Genomic DNA, 23,382 nt, shown 5'->3' with positions numbered 1-23,382 from the left:
ATAGCGGTGGACCAGTCAAAATCTATTTGGCTGACACACCCCAATCGGGAGCAAGCCCCCTCCCACATTTTGAACCGGCTCCGTCAGCCGATTGAGGGCGCCGAGCCGATCCCCGTGGTGGTCCTTATCCGGCCTTCCAACCGGCGCTTCAACCCACGCGCCTCGATCACCAGTTTCGAGCCCTTGGCCGCATTGGCCCGGCCCCATTCCTCCAGCAGCTCCAGGCAGGAATGGTCGATATAACTCAGGTTATTGAGCGGCACATGCACGGTGGTTCCCATCGGCACCGTCGACAGCACCTGGGTCAACGCCGGCACTTTCAGGAACGTCGCGGCACCGATCAGTCGCAACTCCATCTCGCCGTCCTGAGGCAAGTCGATCAGGCTGATTTTCAGCCGTGAGGCCTTGAAGGCCAGCTTGACCAGCGTCAGCCCGAAGCCCACCAGTACACCGGTCAGCAGGTCGGTGAAGATGATCGCCAGCGCCGTGGCCGCGTAGGTGAACATCGGCATGCGGCCATAACGCCCCAATGCCTTGAACGCCTTCACGTCCACCAGCTTGATCCCGGTATACACCAGCACGCCCGCCAGGCTCGCCACCGGGATGCTCTGCAGCACACTCGACAGCAACAACACGAAGCCCAGCAGCCACAGGCCGTGGAACATCGCTGACAAGCGCGTGGTGGCGCCCGCCTGGACGTTGGCCGAGCTGCGTACAATCACGCCGGTCATCGGCAGGGCACCGACCAGTCCGCACAGCATGTTGCCTACGCCTTGAGCGGACAACTCCTTATCGAAATCCGAACGCTGGCCGCTGTGCATGCGGTCGACCGCTGCGGCGGACAGCAGCGTTTCGGCGCTGGCGATAAAGGCGACGGCAAATGCGGCGATCAGCAGCTGCGGGTCAGCCAGGTTGAGCAGGTCGCTGGGGCGCAGCCAATCGATGGCGTCGGCCAGGTTTTCCGGCACTTCCACACGTTTGACCTGCAACGCCAGCACCAGGCTGGTCACCGTTGCCAGGCCTACGCCCAGCAGAGCCCCTGGCACGAAGCGCAGTTGTTGTGGACGGAATTTATCCCACAGGTACATCACCAGCATCGTCGATACACCGAGCAAGCCCGCCTGCCAGCCGAGCCCGCCGCCGAGGGTGGGTATCGCTTCGATCAATGCCGCCGGGAAGCCTGCCAAGTTATCCAACCCTGAAGGTTTGGGCGCACTGTCGAGCATCACATGGACCTGCGACAGCACAATCAGTACGCCGATCCCCGCCAGCATGCCGTACACCACCGCCGGCGCCGTCACGCGGAACCAGCAGCCCAGGCGCAGACGCCCGGCCACCAATTGCAGGAAGCCCGCCAGCAACAGGATTGGCCCCAGCATCAGCATGCCGTGCTGGCGTACCAGCTCGAACACCAACACCGCCAACCCCGCTGCCGGGCCACTGACTTGCAGCGGAGAACCCGCCAACCAGCCCACCACCAGACCACCGATGATCCCGGTGATCAAGCCCTTGGCCGGCGGCATGCCGGATGCGATCGCGATACCCATGCACAAAGGCAGGGCGACCAGAAACACCACCACGGAGGCGAGCAGCTCCCGAGGCAAAACAGCTTTCAATTGAGCAGCACGCATGATGACTCTCCCGAGGCATTCGCCGGGCGCGGTAAAGCCTGGCTGCATCCATGGCAGCCACCGCTTTACCCGGCAGGGAAGTGTGTTAGAAGCGCGCTTTAGGCGTCGCGGATGGAATCGGACCTTCACCGCCCAACGGTCGGAACGCCGACTGATCCGCGTCGTAGGCCCGGATCTCGCTGGTTTCGATGTTGTAGATCCAGCCGTGGATAAACAATTGGCCATTGGCCATGCGCGAGGCCACGGAAGGGTGGGTGCGCAAGTGCTGCAACTGGGCGATGACGTTTTCTTCGGTCAGCACCTTCATGCTCTCGCCTTCATTGGCGCAGTCGCAGTTGTCGTGGACCATGGTCTTGGCCACCTCGGCATGCCGCAACCAGGCCTTGACCGTTGGCATTTTCTCGAGGCTGTCGGGATTGAGCACCGCACGCATGGCGCCGCAGTCGGAGTGCCCGCACACGATGATGTGCTGCACGCCCAGCGCCAGTACCGCGTACTCGATGGCCGTGGACACGCCGCCGTTCATCTGGCCATAAGGCGGCACTACGTTACCCACGTTACGGGTGACGAACAGATCGCCAGGGGAGCTTTGGGTGATCAGCTCCGGCACGATGCGCGAATCGGCGCAGGTGATGAACATCGCACGGGGACTTTGAGCCGTGGCAAGTTTCTTGAAGAGTTCTTCCTGCTGGGGGAAGACGTCGTGATGGAAATGCAAAAAGCCGTCAACAATGTGCTGCAGCGCTGCATCGGCGGTTTCCGCCTGAGAGGCTGAAGCCGACGCAGCCAACGGCTGTTTATCCTTATCACTCATGATTCATCCTCTTGATCAATGCAGGGTAAGTGTTCCAGGCCAGTTCGACGTCCGGGCAGTGAAAAAGTTGGGAAACCTCCACAGCCCAGGGCGCCGACTCATCAGTCACTCGCTGAACAAGGTACCCACCGAAACTTAACTCAAACTGAATCAACCGCTCTAGATCGCGGGTTTCAGTGATATCAAAACGCGATTATTCCTACAGATGTTTCGCATTTCTCCTCTTGAGTCTACAACAATGCCATTTGCCGGCCAGGTGGACAAAACGCCGTGCAATCCAGATCGAAGCCTTCACGGCGATTGAGCCCCAGACGTTTGATCGCCTTGCTGAAACGCTGCGCCAGCAAATCGGCAAACGGCCCTTCGCCGCGCATGCGCACGCCGAAGCGGCTGTCGTACACCGCGCCACCGCGCACCTGACGCACCAGGCTCATCACGTGCGCCGCGCGCTGCGGGTAATGCGCCGCCAGCCACTCTTCGAACAGCGGCGCCACCTCGAGCGGCAAGCGCAGCATCATGTATGCGGCACTTTGCGCACCGGCGGCATGGGCCTCGGTGAGCAGGCTTTCCAACTCGCTGTCGTTGATCATCGGAATCATCGGCGAACACAGCACACCGACCGGAATACCCGCCGCGCGCATCACCCGTATCGCCCGTAACCGCGCCTTGGGCGCCGCGGTGCGCGGCTCCAGTATGCGCTTGAGTTCATCGTCCAGGCTGGTAAGGCTGATCATCACGGCCACGAGTCGTTGGCTGGCCAGCTCGGCGAGCAGGTCCAGATCGCGCAGGATCAGGGAGCCTTTGGTGATGATGGTCACCGGGTGCCGATAGCGCAGCAGCACCTCAAGGGTTTGCCGGGTAATCTTGTATTCGCGCTCGATCGGCTGGTAAGGGTCGGTGTTGGAGCCCAGGTTGATCGGCGCGCACACATACCCCGGCTTCGACAGCTGCTGCTCCAGCACGTCGGCGGCGTTGCTCTTGGCAATCAGTTTGGTTTCGAAATCCAACCCCGGCGACATGTCCCAATACGCGTGGCTGGGCCGCGCATAGCAGTAGATGCAGCCGTGCTCGCAGCCACGATAAGGGTTGATCGAGCGATCGAACGGCAAGTCCGGCGAGTTATTGCGGGTGATGATGGTCTTGGCCGTTTCGATACGCACTTCGGTGCCCTGGGTGGGCGGCACTTCCTGAAACCAGCCGTCGTCCTCGGCCACGCTGACGGTGGGCGCGAAACGGTTGTGCAGGTTGGTGGCCGTGCCCCGGCCACGGGGTGGCAGTGCAGTCGTCATGAAAACGCCTCGATACTGTTTTTATATACAGTATCGAGGCGTGAGGGTTCTGACCAGTGCCGTTTGGCGGTCAGTGCTTTTGCGTGACCTGCCCCAAATCATCCCCCGAGGTGGTGTGCATATCGTTCTTGCGCAGGTCGGCCACGTCACTGGCGCTCACTGGCGTGCCTTGATTGCCCCAACTGCCACGGATGAAACTGACTACATCCGCCACTTCCTGGTCCGACAGGCGCCAGGCAAATGCCGGCATGGTGAAGGTCGACGGCGCGGCGTGGGTGGCTGGCAAGGTGCCGCCGTTCAACACGATGTTGATCAGCGACGTGGCATCTGCCGTCTGCAGCACCGGGTTGCCCGCCAGCGCCGGGAACACCCGCGTGTAGCCATGCCCGTCGGTACGGTGACAAGCCGCGCAGTTGTCGATGTACACCGAGGCGCCCGGCTGGCTGTCATCACCCTTCCAGAGCGCCTGGGCCACTTGCTTGTCGTACTGGTGCGGCGGGTTCTTGGGATCCACCGCCGGCAGGCTCTTGAGGTAACGAGCGATAGCGGTCAGGTCGTCTTCCGACATGTATTGCATGCTGTGGACTACAACATCGCTCATGCCGCCAAACACCGCACTACGATCACTGCGCCCGGTCTTGAGAAATTGCACCAATTGCTCTTCGCTCCAACTGCCGAGGCCGTCCTTGTGGTCGCCGCGCAGGCTTTTCGCAATCCAGCCTTCCAGCGGCGCGCTACCGGACAGGAACGCGTTGCCGTCAGCGGCGCTCAGGGCCTTTTCCTGCATGGTCAGGGCGCGCGGCGTGTGACACGCACCGCAATGGCCGAGGCCTTCGACCAGGTAAGCGCCACGGCTGACCACAGGGTCGGCGGCGGCCTGTACCTGTTGCTCCTCGACTGCCGGCGCGAACATCCAGCGCCACGCCGCCAGGGGCCAGCGCATGCTCAACGGCCAGGGAATATCGCTGTCCTTGTTCTGCTGGGCGACCGGCTCAACGCCTTTCATGAAGTAGGCATACAAGGCCTGCATGTCGCTGTCGCTGACACGCGCGTAAGACGGGTAGGGCATCGCCGGGTAAAGCGTACTACCGTTCTTGGCGACGCCATGGCGCACGGCCTTGTCGAAGTCTTCGAAGCTGTAGTCGCCCAGGCCGGTCTTGTCCGGGGTGATGTTGGTGGAATAAATCACACCGATGGGGGTTTCCATCGGCAGGCCGCCGGCGAATGGCTTGCCGCCCTTGGCTGTGTGGCAGGCCACACAGTCACCGGCGCGGGCCAGGTATTCACCTTGCTTGATCAGCTCGGCCTCAGCCGCGCTGACCGAGCAACTGCTGAACAGCGCCAATGAGGCGATAACGAGTGCTTTCATGGTCATCGCTCCTTATGCCTGGACCAGCGGGCCGGGGTTTTTCAAGTACTGTTCGCGGATCGCCCGAGCCGACCAGTAGGTCAGCGCTGCTACCAGGCCGGTAGGGTTATAGCCCAGGCCTTGTGGGAACGCCGACGCCCCCGGGACAAACACGTTGTGTACATCCCAGCTCTGCAAGTAGCGGTTCAACGCGCTGGTTTTCGGGTCGGTGCCCATGATCGCGCCGCCGTTGAGGTGCGTGGTCTGGTACGCCGCCGTATTGAAATGCTCGCCGACTTTCTTGCCCAACACGGCGATCGCCTTGGGATTCATGGCTTGGGCGACCTTGCTCATTTTGTCCATCATGAAGCGGTTCATCTTGATGTCGTTTTCCTGCCAGTCGAAGGTCATACGCAACAGCGGCAGGCCGTAGGCATCGCGGTAAACCGGGTCCAGATCCAGGTAATTGCTCCGGTAGGACTGATGGGCGCCGTGGGAGTCCATCGATACCTGATGGGTGTAGTAATCGGCGGTGGCGCGCTTCCACGCGCTGCCCCAGGCCGGGGTGCCCGGTGGATTGGAGGTGCCGGCAATCGGCCGACTGCCCGCCTGGTTGACCCACATCGGCGAGCCGCCCACGAAGCCGTGCGGGCCGTGATCAAAGTTGTCGGCGTTGAAGTCGTCGATGGCCACGCCATTGCCGCCCGCGCCGATAAAGTTGTTGGTGTGGGTGTCCTTGTCGAAGAACGCCTTGATGGTGCCCATGTTCTGGTAGGCAAAGTTGCGGCCCACCACGCCTTCATTGGTAATCGGGTCGTACGGCTTGCCGATGCCCGACAGCAGCATCAGGCGCACGTTATGGAACTGGAACGCACCGAGGATCACCAGGTCTGCCGGTTGCTCGCACTCCCGGCCCTGGCCATCGACATAGGTCACGCCGGTGGCTTTCTTCCGGGTGCTGTCGAGGTTGACCTTGAGCACGTGGGCATTGGGCCGCAGCTCGAAATTCGACACCTGACGCAACGCCGGCAGGATGTTCACGTTCGGCGACGCCTTGGAGTACATGTAGCACACGTAGCCACTGCAAAAGCCGCAGAAGTTGCACGGCCCCATCTGCGCGCCGTAAGGGTTGGTGTAGGGCCCGGAGGTGTTGGCCGACGGCAGGTTGTAGGGTTTGTAACCCACATCGGCAGCCGCTTTCTGAAACAGCTGCGCGGAGACCGTGTTTTTCTGCGACTCCAGCGGGAACGGGTTCGAGCGGTCCGGTGCATAGGGGTTGCCGCCGCGGCCTTCACCCACCAACTGCCCCTTGACGGTCCAGGCCTGGCCCGAGGTGCCAAAGACTTTTTCCGCATAGTCGAAAAACGGTTCCAGCTCTTCGTAGCTGACGCCGAAGTCCTGGATGGTCATGTCCTTGGGAATGAAGTTTTTCCCATAGCGTTCTTCGTAGTGGCTGCGCATGCGCAGCTCGATGGGATCGACGCGAAAATGCACGCCCGACCAGTGCAGGCCTGCACCGCCGACGCCATTACCCGGCAAAAAAGCGCCAAGCTGACGGTTGGGCAGGGCGACGTCATTCACGCTATGGCGAATGGTCACCGTCTCCTTGGAAATGTCCTGGAAGAGTTTTTTACGCACGCTGTAGGTCAATTCGTCGATGACCTGGGGATAGTTGCCGTCCGGGTAGGTGTCCTGCATCGGGCCGCGCTCCAGCGCTACCACGTTGAGGCCCGCTTCGGTCAGCTCCTTGGCCATGATCGCGCCGGTCCAGCCGAAGCCCACGATCACCGCGTCCACTTTCTTCATGATGGTCGCCACGGGTTAAGCCCTCTCGCCGCGAATGGAAACAGCCGGGAAGGGGTACTGCTCGTTGCGCTCGACCCAGTCCATGAAATCGGCGCGGGCGCCGGGGAAACCGATCAAGGTCCAGCCGACCATGCCTTTATTGCCGCCGTGGATGGGGTCGCAGAAGAAGCCTTCCTTGGTGTTCTGCAGCAGCAGGTTGAAAAACATCTTTGGCGGCACCGCCTCGAAATGAGCGCTCAGCTCAGTGGCACCCGCCTCCAAGCGGTGCAGCATGTCGTCTTGGGTAGCGCTGTCTTGCGCAGCAAAAGCCTTACCGTTGAACGCCTTCGACCAGGCATCCGTCGCCGCGATACCCAAGCGATAGATTTCCTTGGGCACCAGCTTGCTTTGCCAGCCCATCTCCGGCGCGGCATCGGCGTTGAAGGGGCCTTGCATGAACCACAGCGCGCCACTGGCGTACGGCGTATTCATCTGACGGTCGATATATTCCGCAGCGCCGGCTTCCAGGGCACCCGGGCCTTGGGCATCGGCAGGGATCAAGCGCTCGACGGCAGCGTTGATGAACGCCCATTCTTCGGCGGTAAAGTAGGTCGGTTCATACGCCTTGTCACTGGCCGCAGGCTTGGCTGGCGCTGCCTCGGCAGGTGCGGGCGTGGCCATCAGCATCGAACCGCCAAGGCCAGTGCTGGCAACCGTGACCACCGGGATCAAGGTCAAGGATTTGCGCAAAAACTCACGCCGGGGGTTGTCTTGATCTTGATCAGACATGGGTGCACCTCATCATGTGGTCACGGATTGATCAGCCGCTTCTGGGAGCAGCGTGAAGATTTGCCGAGGAATGGATCCAAAGATAGATCACTCTCGCAAACAATGGTTACAAATGATAGCAGGCTAAGCATCGAGGAAAGGGCTTCGGTGACAAAAACACTGGGGCAGGCCGGATGATTCACGATTCTTTGACGAGCCCCTCACACCTCATTCACCCCGTACAAACGACTCTGTGCGCCATCAACATTGCCCTGGTCGGTTACGTACCCCATGTTCAAGATTCGATTGCTGCCGGCCCTCGGCCTGGCACTGATAGCCCTGTTCACCACCGTTGATGCCCACGCACAGGGCGAATCCTCCATTCGTTCGCCTGAGTGGGCCCAGCCGGTGGGCGACCACTACAACCTGCACCAAATGACGCCCACGCTTTACCGCAGCGCGTTGCTTGACGGTGACGCCGTGCCGGTGCTGGAGAAACTGAAGATTGGAACGGTGATCAACTTTTTGCCGGAGCCTGATTCGGCGTGGCTGAAGTCATCGGGTATCAAAGAGGTGCAGATCACCTATCGCACCAACCATGTCGACGATTCCGACGTGCTGGCGGCACTGCGTGCCATTCAGGAAGCTCAAGCCAATGGCCCGGTATTGATGCACTGCAAGCACGGCTCTGACCGCACCGGGCTGATGGCCGCGATGTATCGGGTAGTGATTCAGGGATGGAGCAAGGAAGACGCGCTGAACGAAATGACCTTGGGTGGCTTTGGCAGCAGCGATGGCTTCAAGGATGGCGTTCGCTACATGATGCGCGCCGATGTCGACAAGTTGCGTACCGCTCTGGCGAACGGCGACTGCAGCACCAGTCCGTTTGCGCTGTGCTCGATGAAAAGCTGGATCGGCACAACGGTCAAGGACGACAAGTAATGTAACGGCGGGAGCGAGCCTGCTCGCTCCCGCTGCCACTCAGTCTTTCTTGAGTTTGGGATTGGGGAAGAACTGCACCGCCTGCACCTTCGGGTCCGCTGGCGCTTTCAATGCCGACGTGTTGACCCGCGTACCCAATTCCTTGGGCACTGACAGCCCCTGGTCATTCAGCGTATCGGTATACCCACAGGCCACACACTCGCGGTGTGGCACGCTGTCTTCGGTCCACATCTTGAGCTTGTCCGGCTCGCTGCATGCCGGGCAGACCGCCCCGGCGATAAATTGCTTTTTGGTGATCACAGGCCCTTCACTCATGCTGCCGCGTCCTCACTCAGGCCGCTGTGGCGCAAGAGTGCGTCAATCGACGGCGCACGTCCGCGGAAGTCGACGAACAACACCATCGGCTCCTGCGAACCGCCCCGTGCAAGGATCGCTTCACGGAAGGCGCGACCGGTCTGGGCATTGAGCACGCCGTCTTCTTCGAACTTGGAGAAGGCGTCCGCCGACAGCACTTCGGCCCACTTGTAGCTGTAATAACCTGCGGCATAACCGCCGGCGAAAATGTGCGCGAAGCTGTTGGGGAAGCGGTTGTAGGCCGGTGGGCGCATTACCGAGACCTCATCGCGCACGCCTTCGAGCACCTGCGCCACACTGCGACCATCGCCGTGGGTGGCGTGCAATTCGAAGTCGAACAGCGAGAATTCCAGCTGGCGCACCATCATCAGGCCGGACTGGAAATTTTTCGCCGCGAGCATTTTTTCCAGCAGGTCCTGAGGCAACGGCTCACCGGTTTCGTAGTGGCCCGAAATCAGCGCCAGGCCTTCAGGCTCCCAGCACCAGTTCTCCATGAACTGGCTCGGCAACTCCACGGCATCCCAGGCCACGCCGTTGATACCGGATACGCCGGCATGTTCGACGCGGGTCAGCAGGTGGTGCAGGCCATGGCCGAACTCGTGGAACAGGGTGGTCACTTCATCGTGGGTCAGCAGGGCGGGCTTGCCACTGTCGGCCGGGGTGAAGTTGCACACCAGGTTGGCCACCGGGCTTTGCAGCACACCCTCCAGGGTGCGGCGGCGGTCGCGGGCACCGTCCATCCAGGCACCGCCACGCTTGTTGGCGCGGGCATACAGGTCGAAGAAGAAGCGGCCGACATGCTGACCGTTTTCCTTGATCTCGAACAGGCGCACGTCCGGGTGCCAGGCGTCGAAACCTTTCTGCTCGGCAATCTCGATGCCGTACAGGCGCTGCACAATGGCAAACAGGCCGCCCAGCACTTTGTCGATCGGGAAGTAAGCGCGCAGGGCTTCCTGGGACACGCTGTAGCGCTGCTCGCGCAATTTTTCGCCGTAGAAGCCGCTGTCCCAGCTTTGCAGGTCGGCGCAACCTTGTTCGGCGGCGTAAGCCTTGAGCTGCTGCAGGTCCTGGGTCGCGAACGGTTTGCTGCGCTGGGCCAGGTCGCGCAGGAAGCTCAGCACCTGGTCGCTGGACTCGGCCATCTTGGTAGCGAGGCTCAGTTCCGCGAACGAGGCGTAGCCCAGCAGCTGGGCCAGTTCCTGGCGCAGGTCGAGGATCTGTTCCATCAGCGGGCCGTTATCGTTCTGACCGGCATTCGGGCCTTGGTCCGACGCGCGGGTGCAGTAGGCCGCGTAGACTTCTTCGCGCAGGGCGCGGTCCTGGGCGTAGGTCATTACCGCGTAATAGCTCGGAAATTCCAGGGTGATCAGCCAGCCATCGAGACCTTTGGCCTGGGCGGCGGCGGCCATTTGCGCCTTGGCCGAATCGGTCAGGCCGGCGAGGGTGGCTTGGTCGGTGACGTGCTTGGTCCAGGCCTGGGTGGCATCCAGCAACTGGTTGGAGAATTTGCTGCCCAGCTCCGACAGCTTGCTTTGCACTTCGGCGTAGCGCTTTTGCTGCTCCGGCGGCAAGTCGATACCCGACAGGCGAAAGTCGCGCAGGGCGTGTTCCAGCACGGTTTTTTGCGCCACATCGAAACCGGCGGCCTCGGGGCTGCTGGCCAAGGCTTCGAAGGCCTGGAACAGTTCACGGTTCTGCCCCATCTCGGTGGAGTAGGCGCTCAATGCCGGCAAGCAGGCCTCATAGGCTTCGCGCAGTTCGGCGCTGTTACACACGGCGTTGAGGTGGCTGACAGGGCTCCACGCCGCGCCCAGGCGATCGTTAAGCTCGTCCATGGCCAGGACCAGGCCCGCCCATGTCGGATTTTTTCCCTGGCTTTGCAGGATTTCTGCGATAGCTGCCCGGTTATCGGCGAGGATCTGTTCGATGGCCGGCTGGACATGCTCGGCACGGATCGCCGAGAACGGCGGCAGGTCGTAGGGCTGCAGAAGAGGGTTGTTCGCGCTCACGGTTGGCACCTTGGCTGAAAAAACAGATAAGACAAAGATGGGGGCATCTTAATTACAATCAACACCCACCGCAGCTATCAGTACAACAGAGAGAGGCTATCGTGACCCTTCGCACCTATCAGAACCACACGCCAACCCTGGGCACCGGGGCTTTTGTCGATGTTTCGGCGGTGGTGATCGGCGATGTCGAAATCGGCGCCGACAGCTCAGTCTGGCCCTTGACGGTGATTCGCGGCGACATGCACCGCATCCGTATCGGCGCGCGCACCAGCGTGCAGGATGGCTGCGTGCTGCACATCACCCACGCCGGCCCGTTCAACCCGGACGGTTTCCCGCTGTTGATCGGTGACGACGTGACCATCGCCCACAAAGTCATGCTGCATGGCTGCACCGTGGGGAGCCGCATCCTGATCGGCATGGGCAGCATCGTGATGGACGGCGCCGTGGTGGAGGATGACGTGATCATCGGGGCCGGCAGCCTGGTGCCGCCGGGCAAGAAACTCGACAGTGGCTTTTTGTACGTCGGCAGCCCGGTTAAACAGGTACGCCCTTTGACTGACAAGGAGCGTGCCTTTTTCACCTACAGCGCAGCGAACTACGTGAAACTCAAAGACCTGCACCTGGCTGAAGGATTCGACCGATGACCCTGCACCACCCAACCGTGCTGTTCGACCTCGATGGCACCCTTACCGACCCACGCGAGGGCATCACCCGCTCGATCCAGTATGCCCTGGGCAAGCTGGGCATCGACGAGCCGGACCTGTCCCGCCTCGAACACTTCATCGGCCCGCCGTTGCTGCAAGCGTTCATGCAGTTCTACGGCTTCGACGAGGCCAAGGCGTGGCAAGCGGTGAATCTTTATCGTGAGCGTTTCAGGGTCACCGGGCTTTATGAAAACCATGTGTTCGATGGCGTGATGCCCTTGCTCGAAGAACTCAACAGCCAAGGCCGCCAGTTGTATGTGGCCACATCCAAACCGTGGGAATTTGCCCGTGAGATCGCGCGGCATTTTGACTTTGCCAAGCACTTCAAGGTGATTTACGGCAGCGAGCTGGATGGCACGCGCACCAACAAGGTCGAGTTGATCGCCCACTTGGTGCGTGAAGAAGGGCTGGACCCGACCACCACCTTGATGATCGGTGACCGCAAGCATGACTTGATCGGCGCGCGCAGCAATGGGCTCGACTCGGCGGCGGTGGGGTATGGGTTTGGCAGCTTTGCAGAGCTGAATGCCGAAGCGCCGACCTGGCATTTTGAAACATTGGCCGAGTTGCACCAGGCGTTTATGGGCCACCGCTAACACGCCACGCGGGTTTTCAAGGCCTCCGTCTGCGCACTGGAGCATGTGCGGCTGGTGAGCTTGCAGGGTGAGCGGATATTCCACTGGTTAACAGGTTTTTTCTGCGCTGATAATCGGCTTTATTGAGGTGCAAGGCGGCCAGTAAAGAAAAATAATGAGCGTTGGCTTCTGCACTGGTGGCAAGTGAAATCCTCTGACTGCGCAGTCGAATCAAATAGGACGATAAGGTGTCCTCGGTGGCCGAGCTGCCGCCTTCATCGTGGGTCGCGAGTGCGCTGTGAGTGACTTCATGAATGAAGGTATGAGCAATTTCCTCTGCAGAAGACCGTTCTAGAAAATCCCGCTGAAAATACATCAGACGTTTTACGCCTGGCATCGTCAGCCTGCCGGACGCCAATGTGCCTCTGGCTGAAATAGCCTCTACCGTCGTCCTGCCTTCATGGTGCTCCATGACGCTTATTCTGTGTAAGTTGTCATGGTAATAACTCACCGCAGACATCGTTTCCTGCAGATTGCTCGAGCCCTGCGCCGCCCCAAAGAACAATGCATCCAGCTGATTCAATTCAGTTGCGTTAGCAGGATCATTGATCGCCACATACGCTGCATTCAACAGGACAGAAGCTGCCTGCGCACCCGCCACGAGCTTTTTATAACTGGGTGACCCTACCCACAATGAATGGCGGATTTCATCCGAAACGTTGCGTACTGCGGCAAAACCTACGCCTCCCGCAACGAACGCGCCGAACGCCACTGAGGGCCCCACAATGCCCGTCAGCTTGGCCCCTAGCGCAGCAACCCCGCCCAGTACCACGCCCTGTGCAGCGCCCACGGACACGTGATGCCCAAAGCTTGGCAGCCTGCCTTGACCTGCCGAACTCCAGTCGGTGGGCAAGGACGTAATCATCCCTTGACGGTCAACCCTGTTCATCGGGTTGTTATGCACCATGCTGTATCGATTCAGTCCGTCAAGTGTCCCTGCCGGGTCCGGGCTGATCCAACGCTGCAACCAGGGTGCGTAGTAACGCAACCCGTAGTAATACAGCCCAGTAGCATCGCGCTCCTTGCCACTGTAGCGGCAAGTTTTATAGCGTGCCTCGATGGCGCCTCTCGCCGCCCACCACGCAGTGCTGCCAAAGGGGTAATAACTTTCCTGACTGATCAGCAGGGCCTTTTCATCCAACTCCAGGGTGCTGCTGCCCAAATGATCCGCCAAGTTGCAACGAATGGAATTGTTCGCAAGCTCGGGAGGGCGACCTTTTTCCCATTGAAGTATCCGCACGCTGTAGCGACCGACTTCAATATTCAAGACATTCAGCCATTCGCCACTGGCACTGTCGCGCCGTACTTCCAGCCCCGGCAGATAGCACACCTGCGCACGATGGGTGAGTGCGCCCGCCCGAACCACGCTATTTTTTATCACGCGCTGGCCGAACGCATCATAGCCGTACAGCTCTTCATCGTTGGCCGCGTCCTCACGGGTCACCAAGGCGACACTGATCAGTCGGTTGGACACATCCCAGTTCATGGTCTGCCCACGCTCGAGTTGCTGCTGGTTGCCATTGAGGTCGAAGCCCTTGCCCAATGCGGGCGACTCGATCAATGGGCCTGTAGTCGGCAGACTTTGGTTTCCGAGCGTCGCTACCTTCATTGTTCGCGTATAGCCACTGCCGTTGCTAGGCACATGCTGCAGCTTTTGCAGATTGCCATCGGCGTCATAGGTATAGGTTCGGGTGTAGTTGCGCCATTGGCTATCATTTGCGGCGCCGAAAGTCGCCCGCCTTGGCAGCCCCGATCCAGCGCTATTGTGCGCATTCTCTCGCCCACTGGCCTGGACCAGCTGATACAAAGTGTCATATTGATAATGGCTGACAGCCATGACCTGGGCGTTGCTTGACCATTGGATGGGTTGGGCTGCGTCGACGATTTTGATCACATTGCCGACGTGGTCATAGGTGTATGCCAAATCCTGCAACCGCTCTTTCTTTGCCCTGCTGCGATAGGTCAATAATCGCTCCACACGCTGGCTGCGTGGGTCGTAGGTCCACTCGCTCACTACGCCGTTTCCAGCACGTTGCGTTAGCATCTGACCATGGGCGTTGTAGTCGGCCCCATCCGCGATGACCTGACGAGTACCGCCCGCCAGGGTGATGCCAACTTCCAGTAGCTCACCGGTGCGTCCATAACGACTGTCTTTTACATTGTTTTTTGCATCTACCTGCTCAAGCGCTTCCCCCAATGCACTGAAGCGCCATGATGTCACGAAGTCTTCATCCTGCAATAAAGCTTCTCGCTGTGTGGGTTGTGAGGGCCAGTTGACCGTCGCAATCTCCCGAAGAAAACGCTGTGCCTGCCTCAATACATGCCCCTGCAGGCCATACTCCTCAAAGCGCGTTCTGACGCACTCGCCGTCATGCAACACCAGCCGGCCGCAGCGATTATTCACAGCCTCAGCCGTTGAATTACCTGCATATTCCAACCTTTCTACACATCGCTCAGATGAATCATCGGCCGCTTGTTCAAACACCGCCACGGGCCGCAGCGAAGCGTCATAGTTGCACTTACGGTGAGCGCCGCGACCATCCCACCTGTGCACCCATTGACCCGCGCCCCCCAGTAACGTCAAGCGCCAGCCTGCATCCGTGCTAGCGCTGTAGATCGGCTGACCGCCAAGGCTGTAGACCGTCACGTGACAGGGTTTTTTCACCCTTTTGGCGTCACTTGCCATCCACTGACGTGAGCCGTACTGCTGTACCACGAAACCCGAGGCATTGAACGCTTGACGGGTAATACGCGCCTCGAGTTCGACTTGGGCAGTCGGCCGGTAATAAGCGACCGTGCGCACAGCCAACCCGCGTGGATCGATCGCCGTTAACGTTGGTGTGTTTTGATGCAAGGGTAGAGACATGAGGAAACCCTGACGCTGTAAAGGTCAGGAAACTCTAATGAGCGCGTCTCAGAGCGGTGGGATATGTAGATATTACTTGTATCTGCTCGCGTCAAACGTGCTCTGCGCATCCATCCCCTGGTATTCGTTCATCAATTGCCTCAAACGAATCTTGCGCTCTTGCGAAGCCAAACCGCCCAATGCGCGCACCGCCTGATAAAACCTGACCCAGTCCCCGCCTTCCTGCCGAAACAATGCTGCAAACGCCGGCACCCATTGGTCATACAGGCCGAAAGGCAACAGCCGTGCGTTGTTCATCGGCTGGTTGATCCACGCGTCATAGCGCTTGTCACCGCCCCATTGGCTATCGCGCATCTGTTGGTACTCAAGGCGCAGGCGTTCGAACTCCGCCGCCTTGGCCTGGCGCATGGCTTCGCGCGCCAAGGGCTGTGCGTAGAGGGTTTCCAGGCGTTTGCGGGTATCGAGAATCAGGCGAATGAACTGGTCACGCTGCTGCAACGCTGCATCGCTGACGGGCGCCAGGCCACGGGAAGCACGCCATTGCCGAGTACCTTCCTGCTCGACGAAGCTGGCGAATGACTCATTGAACTCGGTGTCGTCCTTCACATAGAAGCGCTGATGCGCCAGCTCATGGAAGATCAACGTGGCCAGGCGCTCATCGCCCCAGTGCAGCATCGAACTGATGATCGGGTCGTTGAACCAACCCAAGGTGGAATACGCCTCGACGCCGCCAATCGACACGTCCATACCTTGTTGGCGCAGCAATGCCGCTTCGCCGCGTGCCGCGCCCTGGCTGTAATAGCCGCGGTAGGCGACACAACCGGCAATGGGAAAACAGTGGTTTTCAGGCGATAGAGAAAATTCCTGCGTGGCGAAGACATTCCAGACCACATAGGGTCGGCCAATATCGGCGCAGAGCCGGTAACTTTGATTGTCGGGCAAGTGCAGGTGTTCGCTGGCGAAAGTGCGAGCTTTCTGGGATTGAACCAGATGCTCGCGCAACCCTTGAGGACGGGCTGGATCGGCGATGACCTCGGCCACCGATTCCCGCGCCCGCAGCAGTTGCCACTGGCCACTTGCCAACTGGCTGTAGTAACTGACGCTGGAGCAGCCGCTGAGCAGCACCGCGATCAACCCCGCAAGAAAACGCCTGATCATGCCGCGACTGCTCCTGGGTGATGTGTGCGCCAGACTGATACGCTTGAAGTGAATTTGAATGTTCCACACGATGGCGTGTTTATACTCAAACTATCTCCTCGCATTGAGTACTTGCCATGCGCCAGCTTCTGTATCCAATCGCCGCCCTGTTCCTCAGCGCTTGCGCATCGACGCCCATCCCGCCAGTCGACCCGCAGCAGGCCTGGGTAGACTTCACTACGCCGACACCAGGCTCCAAAATGGTCATGGCCCAGCGGCTGGACGGAAAAAACCTCGACGACGGGCGCTTTTTCCAAATGCCGCCCGGCCCCCACGAACTGATGGTGCGCTTCGATTTCGAAGTGCCCGCCGGCGGTGGTTTGGGAGGGCTCAGCCAGATGATGTATCGAACCTGCTTCATGACCTTGCAGTACGACCATTTCCAGGCTGGCCAACGCTACGTACTGGAAGGTCGCTCACTGGCCTTCACCCCCAACATCCGCCTGTATGACTCGGCGCGTCAGTTGCTGGCCGAAGAGCGCAGTGTGAACTGCATCTGATCAGTCGTTGTTTTTCTGGTAGAGGATGCGCTTGGTGCCGTTTTCGCACGTACCGACAATCATGGCGCTGTCGTGGTTCTTGGCTTCTTCGGCAGTGATGATTTCCAGGGTGTAGGACGGGATCGCCTTGGCCTGGATATTCACTTCGATTTCCTTCCTGAGCTCTTCACAATCTTTTGGCGCGGCCACGGCCGAAGTGGCCAATACACCGCAGATGATTGCCAAGGCAAAACGTTTCATGTGTGAAGCTCCCTGAATGCATGCGCACGAGTGTGCGCCTAGGCTGCATAGGCTATAGGACCACATCTATAAAATACGAGTTCTGATTTAACGCAAAACTAAATGTGGCAGGGGGCAAGCTCTGATGCCAGCCAGTTAAGCGTACACCACCGTCTGTAGGAGCGAGCTTGCTCGCGAAAAACGTCAACGATAACGCGTGCTTCCTGAATAAACGCGGTGCCTGTGAGTTCTTCGCGAGCAAGCTCGCTCCTACAAAAAGCCTTAACTGACTGGTATTAGGGCAAGCCCCCTCCCACATGGAAGGTGTGTCAGTTAACCAGTGTGGCATCCAGGGTGATGGTTGCGTTCAGCACTTTGGACACCGGGCACCCTTCCTTGGCCTTTTTGCTCAGTTCGTCGAACTGCGCCTGGCTGGCGCCTGGGATCTTGGCCTTAAGAACCAGATGCACGGCGGTAATCGCAAAACCACCCTCGACCTGATCGAGAGTCACTTCGGCCTGGGTGTCGATGCTGTCAGCCTTCAGGCCTGCGTCGCCGAGAATCATGGAAAAGGCCATGGAGAAACAGCCGGCGTGGGCCGCGCCGATCAGCTCTTCAGGGTTGGTGCCCTTGCCGCCTTCGAAACGGGCCTTGAAGCCGTAAGGCGCTTCGCGCAGCACGCCAGTTTCCGTGGAAATCGAACCCAGGCCAGTCTTCAGATCGCCTTCCCAATGCGCGGATGCCTTTTTAACGATACTCATAGCTTTCTCCTCGAACGGTAGTTTTGCGTCAGTAAGGTTCTGAGGATAGACGCCATGGCAAAGTTCACCCTGTCGGAAAAACCTACCATTCAAGTAGGAAATTTCATAATGGCTATTGAATCTCGGGTATATGCCCTCATTGCATAGAACATGCACATGAAGCGGCAGGTTTTGGTTCGTCTAAGAAGCCTGCGCCCCCATTGGAGAAGCAGGCTATGAAATCGCTGTCCGACGTTAAGTATTCGACCCTCGACCTGGTGCCCGTTCGCGCCAACGGCAGTGCGGCGCAATCGCTGCGCAATTCCCTGGACCTTGCCCAGCACGTGGAAAAACTCGGCTACAACCGTTTCTGGGTGGCTGAACACCACAATATGGACGGTATCGCCAGTTCGGCCACTTCAGTATTGCTTGGCTACCTGGCAGGGGGCACTTCGACCATCCGTGTCGGCTCCGGCGGGGTGATGCTGCCCAACCATGCGCCGCTGGTTATCGCCGAGCAGTTCGGCACCCTGGAAAGCCTGTACCCCGGCCGTATCGACCTGGGCCTGGGCCGTGCGCCCGGTTCCGACCAGATGACCGCCCGCGCCCTGCGCCGTGAACGCTCCGGCAGTGCCGACGACTTCCCTGATGACGTGGCCGAACTGATGGCCTACCTCGGCCCACGCACGCCCGACCAACGGGTGATCGCGGTACCGGGCACCGGCACCAACGTGCCGGTATGGCTGTTGGGGTCAAGCCTGTTCAGTGCGCAACTGGCCGGTGAGCGTGGTTTGCCCTACGCCTTCGCCTCACATTTCGCACCGCGCCTGATGCATGAAGCGATTCGCGTGTACCGCAATCACTTCAAGCCTTCGGCCGTGCTGGAAAAGCCCTACGTCATGCTCGGCATTCCGCTGGTGGCCGCTGACACCGATGAACAGGCTGACTACCTGGCCACCTCGGTGTACCAGCGCATTCTCGCGCTGATGCGCGGGCAGAGCCTGGTGCAGCGGCCACCGGTGAAAACCATGGACGGCCTGTGGCTGCCCCACGAAAAAGACGCGGTCGGCAGTTTCCTCGGCTTGGCGATGGTGGGCAGCCCGGCGAAGATCCGCGCCAAACTGGAGGTGCTGATCGAGCAGACCGGCGCTGATGAACTGATCTTTACCTGCGACCTGTACGAGCATGCCGACCGGATTCATTCCTACGAACTGCTGGCGCAGTTGATGAAGGGCTGAACCCCGGGCAAAAAAAAACCGAAGCGCCTGTGGCGAGGGAGCTTGCTCCCGCTGGGCTGCGAAGCGGCCCCAAAAAAAGGGAGCGCTACGCACTCCAGCGGGAGCAAGCTCCCTCGCCACAAGTGCGTCGGTTTTAGGTCTGCAACACGGGCTTAACCGCGCTTGTAGACGATTTCCTTGGTGCCGCCTTCACAGCTGCCAATCACCTTGGCATCGGCTGCTGCACCTTTGTCGACAACATCCAGTGAATAGTGCTGAACGCCTTTAGCATCGAGCTTCGCAGCCAATTCGCTTTTCAGTTCTTCACAAGGCTTGCCCGCCGCCAGGGCCGTGCCGGCGATGCTCAACAAACCTACCGCTAACAGAAACTTCTTCATCCGATACTTTCCTTGCGCTGGTCGAAAAGAGCGTGCCGACACTTATGGCGTCGGCACCCATTGTATGTAGCGCAGGTTATGGCAATCGGCCAGCGATCAAAGTTCCACGCGCCCGATCAACTACTGGCAATTCGGAATCCCACCTTCAGGGTGACCTGATAGTGCGCAACCTTGCCATTCTCGATATGCCCACGGGTTTCAGTCACTTCAAACCACTCCAGATGCTTGAGGCTTTTGCTGGCTTCGGCCAGGGCATTCTGGATCGCATCTTCGATGGTGGTGGTGGATGAGCCCACCAATTCGACTTTCTTGTAGGTGTGATGTTCGCTCATGGTGTTTCTCCTGTGGGTCGTCAATCAAGACTAGCAGTGAATATTCGTACTGCTTGAGGCGACCGCTCGGCTACGAAAGTTCAGATTTAATGCACTTTCCGAAACCGCCGCAGTCGGTATCTACACACGCCACTCAATCACTTCAGGAGATGTCCACATGGCCAACACTTCTTTACGCAAAGCGTCGCTGGAAAGCATGGAAGCCGAGATTTCGAGCCTGCTCAAATCTCTTGAGAGCCTCAAGGATGATGCATCCGATGAGTCGCGCAAAACGCTGAAGGCCCTGAAAAGCAATGCCGAGAATGCCCTCAAACACTCTCGCCACCTGATCAGCGATGCCTATGAAGAAAGCAAAGTCAAAATTCGCGAAACCGGTGTTGCTACTCGCGACTATGCACAAGAGCACCCATGGACCACAGCTGGCGTCGCTGTAGGTGCCCTGGGCCTGCTGGCGGCTTACCTGCTGTGCAAACGCGGCGACTAAACCGGTTGGCGCGCCAGCTCAGCCTTGAGCCACTGCGCCAATTGCCCGGCGCGCCCGTCTGCGGCGCGCTTGGGTAGCCACAACGCCAGGTGCGCCGGGGTTTCACTGAAGCCCCACGGCGCCACCAGCCGACCCGCTCGCAGGTCCTCTGCCACCAGCGGCTCCGGCGCGATTGCCACACCCAGCCCTGCAACCGCCGCTTCCAGCAAATAATACAAATGCTCAAAACCCTGGCCGAGCTTCAGCGCGCCGGGATTGATTGCGTGTTGCTGCGCCCAACTCGGCCAGGCCTGCGGACGTGACGTGGTATGCAGCAGCGCTTCGTCACACAAGGCTGCAGCGGGCGCGTGAAGCAGGCGCGCGTAACCTGCAAATCGCGGGCTCATCACCGGCCCAATACGCTCGCTTGCCAACTCATACACCTGCATATCCGCTGGCCACGGTGGCTCGGCAAATACCAGCAGGGCGTCCAATCCCGGGCGTCGCGGGTCCAGATCGCCTTCGCCCGCCGACAGGTGTAAACGCAAGTCCGGCAGGTCCGCATTCAAGCGTCCCAAGCGTGGAATAAACCAACGCGCCAGCAAACTGCCTGAACAACCGAGCACGAACGGTGCATCGGCGCTGTTTTGGCTGAGTTCGGCGCAAACATCCCGCAGACGTTCAAACGCCTCGGCACTGACATCGCGCAGCCTGGCCCCGGCATCTGTGAGTTTGAGGCCGCGCCCATCCTTGACGAACAGGCTGACGCCCAAGTGTTCTTCCAGCACTTTCAATTGGCGACTGACTGCGCCATGGGTGACGTGCAATTGCTCTGCCGCCTGGCTGACGCTGCTGAGGCGGGCGGTGGCTTCAAACGCGCGTAGGGCGTTGAGCGGCGGAAGGTCGCGACTCATCTGTGAGTTTTCCTGACAGGTTGCGGCGATCTTATCGGTTTTCAGCCGGGAGCGGCAGGGGTAGAGTGGCCCTCATTGTTCTCTACACGCCATTCTTTCCTGGAGCGCCCCATGACCCAGTCCCAGACCGATCTGCGCAACGGCCCTGACGCCAACGGCCTGTTTGGCGCGTTTGGCGGCCGCTACGTCGCTGAAACCCTGATGCCGTTGATCCTTGAACTGGCCCGCGAATACGAAGCGGCCAAGATCGATCCGGCGTTCAACGAAGAATTGGCCTACTTCCAGCGCGACTACGTCGGGCGCCCAAGCCCGCTGTATTTCGCAGAACGCCTGACGGAGTTCTGCGGCGGCGCCAAGATCTACCTCAAGCGCGAAGAGCTGAACCACACCGGCGCGCACAAGATCAACAACTGCATCGGCCAGATCCTGCTGGCACGGCGCATGGGCAAGAAACGCATCATCGCCGAGACCGGCGCCGGCATGCACGGCGTGGCCACCGCCACCGTCGCCGCGCGCTTTGGCCTGCAATGCGTGATCTACATGGGCACCACCGACATCGAGCGCCAACAGGCCAACGTGTTCCGTATGAAACTGCTGGGCGCGGAGGTGATCCCGGTGGTCGCCGGCACCGGCACCCTGAAAGACGCCATGAACGAAGCCCTGCGCGACTGGGTAACCAACGTCGACAGCACCTTCTACCTGATCGGTACCGTGGCCGGCCCGCACCCGTACCCGGCCATGGTCCGCGACTTCCAGGCCGTCATCGGCAAGGAAACCCGCGACCAGCTGCAAGCCCAGGAAGGCCGCCTGCCGGACAGCCTGGTGGCGTGCATCGGTGGCGGCTCCAACGCCATGGGCCTGTTCCACCCGTTCCTGGATGACACCAGCGTCGAAATCATCGGCGTTGAAGCGGCCGGCCACGGCATCGAAACCGGCAAGCACGCCGCCAGCCTCAACGGCGGAGTACCCGGTGTACTGCACGGCAACCGCACCTTCCTGCTGCAGGACGATGATGGCCAGATCATCGACGCCCACTCGATTTCCGCAGGCCTGGACTACCCCGGCATCGGCCCTGAACACGCCTGGTTGCATGACATCGGCCGCGTCCAGTACACCTCGGTGACTGACGATGAAGCCCTCGACGCCTTCCACAAATGCTGCCGCCTGGAAGGGATCATCCCCGCACTGGAAAGCGCACACGCCCTGGCTGAAGTGTTCAAGCGCGCCCCGGCCTTGCCTGCCGATCACCTGATGGTGGTCAACCTGTCCGGCCGTGGCGACAAAGACATGCAGACGGTGATGCACCATATGCAAACCTCCCAGCAGGAGAAACACTGATGAGCCGCCTGCAAACCCGCTTTGCACAGCTGAAAGAACAAAACCGCGCCGCCCTGGTGACTTTCGTCACCGCCGGCGACCCGGGTTATGACACCTCGCTGGCCATCCTTAAAGGCTTGCCCGCCGCTGGCGCCGACGTGATCGAGCTGGGCATGCCCTTCACCGACCCGATGGCTGATGGCCCGGCGATCCAGTTGGCCAACATCCGTGCGCTGGAAGCCAGGCAGAACCTGGCGAAAACCCTGCAGATGGTCCGCGAGTTCCGCAAGGACAACAACGACACGCCGCTGGTGTTGATGGGTTACTTCAACCCGATCCACAAATACGGCGTGCCGCAGTTCATTGCCGACGCCAAGGAGGCCGGGGTCGATGGCCTGATCGTGGTCGACATGCCGCCCGAGCATAACGGCGAGCTCTGCGACCCGGCCCAGGCCGCTGGCATCGACTTTATCCGCCTGACCACCCCGACCACTGACGATGTGCGCCTGCCGACCGTACTCAATGGCAGCTCCGGCTTTGTGTACTACGTGTCGGTCGCCGGCGTGACAGGTGCCGGCGCCGCGACCCTGGAACACGTCGAGGAAGCCGTGGCCCGCCTGCGTCGCCACACTGACCTGCCGATCAGCATCGGGTTCGGTATCCGTACACCGGAGCAAGCGGCGGCCATCGCGCGCCTGGCGGACGGTGTGGTGGTGGGTTCTGCGCTGATCGATCACATCGCCAACGCCAGCAGCGACCAGCAAGCGATCGATGGCGTATTGAGCCATTGCGCGGCGCTGTCGCAAGGCGTGCGTAACGCCCGTCGGTAAGCGCGCCTGTGTTGATTCTTGCGCTAGGCTTGTGGGGTGACATTCCGTAACCCCACAAAGCACTTCATGCCTATTGCCGTCTAACCGCCTGCAAGCCCCTGCCGTTCTTG

23 protein-coding genes are annotated in these 23,382 nt (G+C 60.2%); 8 read left to right on the top strand and 15 right to left on the bottom strand.

The features are described 5' to 3' along the window. Positions 1-83: 83 nt before the first annotated feature. From C4J85_RS00280 to C4J85_RS00255, 6 genes are all read right to left on the bottom strand, one after another. On the bottom strand, positions 84-1,631 hold the full coding sequence (locus tag C4J85_RS00280; RefSeq protein WP_124360621.1) for a SulP family inorganic anion transporter: 1,548 nt from the start codon (positions 1,629-1,631) through the stop codon (positions 84-86). Between the two features lie 85 nt (positions 1,632-1,716). After that, on the bottom strand, positions 1,717-2,445 hold the full coding sequence (locus tag C4J85_RS00275) for a carbonic anhydrase (protein WP_124402587.1): 729 nt from the start codon (positions 2,443-2,445) through the stop codon (positions 1,717-1,719). Positions 2,446-2,675: 230 nt separating this feature from the next. After that, entirely contained in the window at positions 2,676-3,734 is a 1,059-nt protein-coding gene (locus C4J85_RS00270) for a PA0069 family radical SAM protein (RefSeq protein WP_124365274.1), read from the bottom strand. 70 nt (positions 3,735-3,804) lie between these two features. Further along, positions 3,805-5,103: a cytochrome c gene (locus tag C4J85_RS00265; RefSeq protein ID WP_124408717.1), complete on the bottom strand. Its 1,299-nt coding sequence runs from the start codon at positions 5,101-5,103 to the stop codon at positions 3,805-3,807. Positions 5,104-5,115: 12 nt separating this feature from the next. Then, positions 5,116-6,900: a GMC family oxidoreductase gene (locus C4J85_RS00260; RefSeq protein WP_124408716.1), complete on the bottom strand. Its 1,785-nt coding sequence runs from the start codon at positions 6,898-6,900 to the stop codon at positions 5,116-5,118. Between the two features lie 3 nt (positions 6,901-6,903). Further along, positions 6,904-7,656, bottom strand: a complete 753-nt coding sequence (locus C4J85_RS00255; protein WP_124408715.1) for a gluconate 2-dehydrogenase subunit 3 family protein — start codon at positions 7,654-7,656, stop codon at positions 6,904-6,906. Between the two features lie 270 nt (positions 7,657-7,926). Here C4J85_RS00255 and C4J85_RS00250 point away from each other — a divergent pair, with 270 nt between their 5' ends. Then, positions 7,927-8,577, top strand: a complete 651-nt coding sequence (locus tag C4J85_RS00250; protein WP_124408714.1) for a dual specificity protein phosphatase family protein — start codon at positions 7,927-7,929, stop codon at positions 8,575-8,577. 39 nt (positions 8,578-8,616) lie between these two features. Here the strand turns inward: C4J85_RS00250 and C4J85_RS00245 are convergent, their stop codons facing one another. Both C4J85_RS00245 and prlC read right to left on the bottom strand, forming a co-directional pair. Further along, complete coding sequence (locus tag C4J85_RS00245; protein ID WP_017528719.1) at positions 8,617-8,892, bottom strand: YheV family putative zinc ribbon protein; 276 nt, start codon at positions 8,890-8,892, stop codon at positions 8,617-8,619. Continuing rightward, entirely contained in the window at positions 8,889-10,940 is a 2,052-nt protein-coding gene (prlC, locus tag C4J85_RS00240; RefSeq protein ID WP_124408713.1) for an oligopeptidase A, read from the bottom strand. Before prlC ends, C4J85_RS00245 begins: the two co-directional genes overlap by 4 nt. A 101-nt stretch (positions 10,941-11,041) precedes the next feature. Here prlC and C4J85_RS00235 point away from each other — a divergent pair, with 101 nt between their 5' ends. Both C4J85_RS00235 and C4J85_RS00230 read left to right on the top strand, forming a co-directional pair. Continuing rightward, positions 11,042-11,584 (top strand): gamma carbonic anhydrase family protein, encoded by a 543-nt coding sequence (locus C4J85_RS00235; RefSeq protein WP_124360614.1) that lies wholly within the window; start codon positions 11,042-11,044, stop codon positions 11,582-11,584. Next, on the top strand, positions 11,581-12,240 hold the full coding sequence (locus tag C4J85_RS00230; protein ID WP_124408712.1) for an HAD family hydrolase: 660 nt from the start codon (positions 11,581-11,583) through the stop codon (positions 12,238-12,240). The genes C4J85_RS00235 and C4J85_RS00230 overlap by 4 nt, the downstream gene beginning before the upstream one ends. A 16-nt stretch (positions 12,241-12,256) precedes the next feature. On the opposite strand, the gene C4J85_RS00225 is transcribed toward C4J85_RS00230, so the two are convergent. Beyond that, complete coding sequence (locus tag C4J85_RS00225) at positions 12,257-15,145, bottom strand: RHS repeat domain-containing protein (protein WP_124408711.1); 2,889 nt, start codon at positions 15,143-15,145, stop codon at positions 12,257-12,259. Positions 15,146-15,217: 72 nt separating this feature from the next. Continuing rightward, on the bottom strand, positions 15,218-16,303 hold the full coding sequence (locus C4J85_RS00220; protein ID WP_124408710.1) for an aminopeptidase: 1,086 nt from the start codon (positions 16,301-16,303) through the stop codon (positions 15,218-15,220). Between the two features lie 116 nt (positions 16,304-16,419). Here C4J85_RS00220 and C4J85_RS00215 point away from each other — a divergent pair, with 116 nt between their 5' ends. Further along, positions 16,420-16,842 carry a hypothetical protein gene (locus C4J85_RS00215; protein WP_124365264.1) on the top strand — a complete coding sequence of 141 codons (423 nt, stop codon included), beginning with the start codon at positions 16,420-16,422 and terminating at the stop codon, positions 16,840-16,842. Here the strand turns inward: C4J85_RS00215 and C4J85_RS00210 are convergent, their stop codons facing one another. Then, positions 16,843-17,082 carry a DUF1161 domain-containing protein gene (locus C4J85_RS00210; RefSeq protein ID WP_124402580.1) on the bottom strand — a complete coding sequence of 80 codons (240 nt, stop codon included), beginning with the start codon at positions 17,080-17,082 and terminating at the stop codon, positions 16,843-16,845. It lies immediately after the preceding gene. A 308-nt stretch (positions 17,083-17,390) separates the two neighbouring features. After that, positions 17,391-17,822 (bottom strand): OsmC family protein, encoded by a 432-nt coding sequence (locus C4J85_RS00205; RefSeq protein WP_124408709.1) that lies wholly within the window; start codon positions 17,820-17,822, stop codon positions 17,391-17,393. A gap of 215 nt (positions 17,823-18,037) precedes the next feature. Between C4J85_RS00205 and C4J85_RS00200 the strand changes: the two genes are divergently transcribed. Further along, a complete protein-coding gene (locus C4J85_RS00200; RefSeq protein WP_124405903.1) occupies positions 18,038-19,039 on the top strand; it encodes an LLM class flavin-dependent oxidoreductase in 1,002 nt (333 codons plus the stop codon). A gap of 152 nt (positions 19,040-19,191) precedes the next feature. Here the strand turns inward: C4J85_RS00200 and C4J85_RS00195 are convergent, their stop codons facing one another. Beyond that, a complete protein-coding gene (locus C4J85_RS00195; protein ID WP_124365262.1) occupies positions 19,192-19,416 on the bottom strand; it encodes a DUF1161 domain-containing protein in 225 nt (74 codons plus the stop codon). Between the two features lie 116 nt (positions 19,417-19,532). Continuing rightward, entirely contained in the window at positions 19,533-19,748 is a 216-nt protein-coding gene (locus C4J85_RS00190; RefSeq protein WP_057725727.1) for a dodecin, read from the bottom strand. Positions 19,749-19,905: 157 nt separating this feature from the next. On the opposite strand from C4J85_RS00190, the gene C4J85_RS00185 reads away from it, so the two are divergent. Then, entirely contained in the window at positions 19,906-20,232 is a 327-nt protein-coding gene (locus C4J85_RS00185; RefSeq protein ID WP_003170746.1) for a YqjD family protein, read from the top strand. Here C4J85_RS00185 and C4J85_RS00180 read toward each other — a convergent pair. Beyond that, positions 20,229-21,125, bottom strand: a complete 897-nt coding sequence (locus tag C4J85_RS00180; RefSeq protein ID WP_124408708.1) for a LysR family transcriptional regulator — start codon at positions 21,123-21,125, stop codon at positions 20,229-20,231. The two genes, C4J85_RS00185 and C4J85_RS00180, sit on opposite strands and share 4 nt — an antisense overlap. Positions 21,126-21,236: 111 nt before the next feature. Here C4J85_RS00180 and trpB point away from each other — a divergent pair, with 111 nt between their 5' ends. Continuing rightward, positions 21,237-22,463 carry a tryptophan synthase subunit beta gene (trpB, locus tag C4J85_RS00175; RefSeq protein WP_124365260.1) on the top strand — a complete coding sequence of 409 codons (1,227 nt, stop codon included), beginning with the start codon at positions 21,237-21,239 and terminating at the stop codon, positions 22,461-22,463. Next, entirely contained in the window at positions 22,463-23,272 is an 810-nt protein-coding gene (gene trpA / locus C4J85_RS00170; RefSeq protein WP_124365259.1) for a tryptophan synthase subunit alpha, read from the top strand. Before trpB ends, trpA begins: the two co-directional genes overlap by 1 nt. The last annotated feature ends 110 nt before the right edge of the window (positions 23,273-23,382 follow it).

This window comes from Pseudomonas sp. R4-34-07 (assembly GCF_003852375.1).
Lineage (GTDB): Bacteria > Pseudomonadota > Gammaproteobacteria > Pseudomonadales > Pseudomonadaceae > Aquipseudomonas.
This window is presented reverse-complemented; position numbering and strand designations above follow the sequence as displayed.

Excerpts from the sequence above, each read along its gene's own strand:
- C4J85_RS00280 (WP_124360621.1), bottom strand. The coding sequence starts at position 1,631 with ATGCGTGCTGCTCAATTGAAAGCTGTTTTGCCTCGGGAGCTGCTCGCC.
- C4J85_RS00275 (WP_124402587.1), bottom strand. The coding sequence starts at position 2,445 with ATGAGTGATAAGGATAAACAGCCGTTGGCTGCGTCGGCTTCAGCCTCT.
- C4J85_RS00270 (WP_124365274.1), bottom strand. The coding sequence starts at position 3,734 with ATGACGACTGCACTGCCACCCCGTGGCCGGGGCACGGCCACCAACCTG.
- C4J85_RS00265 (WP_124408717.1), bottom strand. The coding sequence starts at position 5,103 with ATGAAAGCACTCGTTATCGCCTCATTGGCGCTGTTCAGCAGTTGCTCG.
- C4J85_RS00255 (WP_124408715.1), bottom strand. The coding sequence starts at position 7,656 with ATGTCTGATCAAGATCAAGACAACCCCCGGCGTGAGTTTTTGCGCAAA.
- C4J85_RS00250 (WP_124408714.1), top strand. The coding sequence starts at position 7,927 with ATGTTCAAGATTCGATTGCTGCCGGCCCTCGGCCTGGCACTGATAGCC.
- C4J85_RS00245 (WP_017528719.1), bottom strand. The coding sequence starts at position 8,892 with ATGAGTGAAGGGCCTGTGATCACCAAAAAGCAATTTATCGCCGGGGCG.
- C4J85_RS00230 (WP_124408712.1), top strand. The coding sequence starts at position 11,581 with ATGACCCTGCACCACCCAACCGTGCTGTTCGACCTCGATGGCACCCTT.
- C4J85_RS00225 (WP_124408711.1), bottom strand. The coding sequence starts at position 15,145 with ATGTCTCTACCCTTGCATCAAAACACACCAACGTTAACGGCGATCGAT.
- C4J85_RS00220 (WP_124408710.1), bottom strand. The coding sequence starts at position 16,303 with ATGATCAGGCGTTTTCTTGCGGGGTTGATCGCGGTGCTGCTCAGCGGC.
- C4J85_RS00215 (WP_124365264.1), top strand. The coding sequence starts at position 16,420 with ATGCGCCAGCTTCTGTATCCAATCGCCGCCCTGTTCCTCAGCGCTTGC.
- C4J85_RS00210 (WP_124402580.1), bottom strand. The coding sequence starts at position 17,082 with ATGAAACGTTTTGCCTTGGCAATCATCTGCGGTGTATTGGCCACTTCG.
- C4J85_RS00205 (WP_124408709.1), bottom strand. The coding sequence starts at position 17,822 with ATGAGTATCGTTAAAAAGGCATCCGCGCATTGGGAAGGCGATCTGAAG.
- C4J85_RS00200 (WP_124405903.1), top strand. The coding sequence starts at position 18,038 with ATGAAATCGCTGTCCGACGTTAAGTATTCGACCCTCGACCTGGTGCCC.
- C4J85_RS00195 (WP_124365262.1), bottom strand. The coding sequence starts at position 19,416 with ATGAAGAAGTTTCTGTTAGCGGTAGGTTTGTTGAGCATCGCCGGCACG.
- C4J85_RS00190 (WP_057725727.1), bottom strand. The coding sequence starts at position 19,748 with ATGAGCGAACATCACACCTACAAGAAAGTCGAATTGGTGGGCTCATCC.
- C4J85_RS00185 (WP_003170746.1), top strand. The coding sequence starts at position 19,906 with ATGGCCAACACTTCTTTACGCAAAGCGTCGCTGGAAAGCATGGAAGCC.
- C4J85_RS00180 (WP_124408708.1), bottom strand. The coding sequence starts at position 21,125 with ATGAGTCGCGACCTTCCGCCGCTCAACGCCCTACGCGCGTTTGAAGCC.
- trpB (WP_124365260.1), top strand. The coding sequence starts at position 21,237 with ATGACCCAGTCCCAGACCGATCTGCGCAACGGCCCTGACGCCAACGGC.
- trpA (WP_124365259.1), top strand. The coding sequence starts at position 22,463 with ATGAGCCGCCTGCAAACCCGCTTTGCACAGCTGAAAGAACAAAACCGC.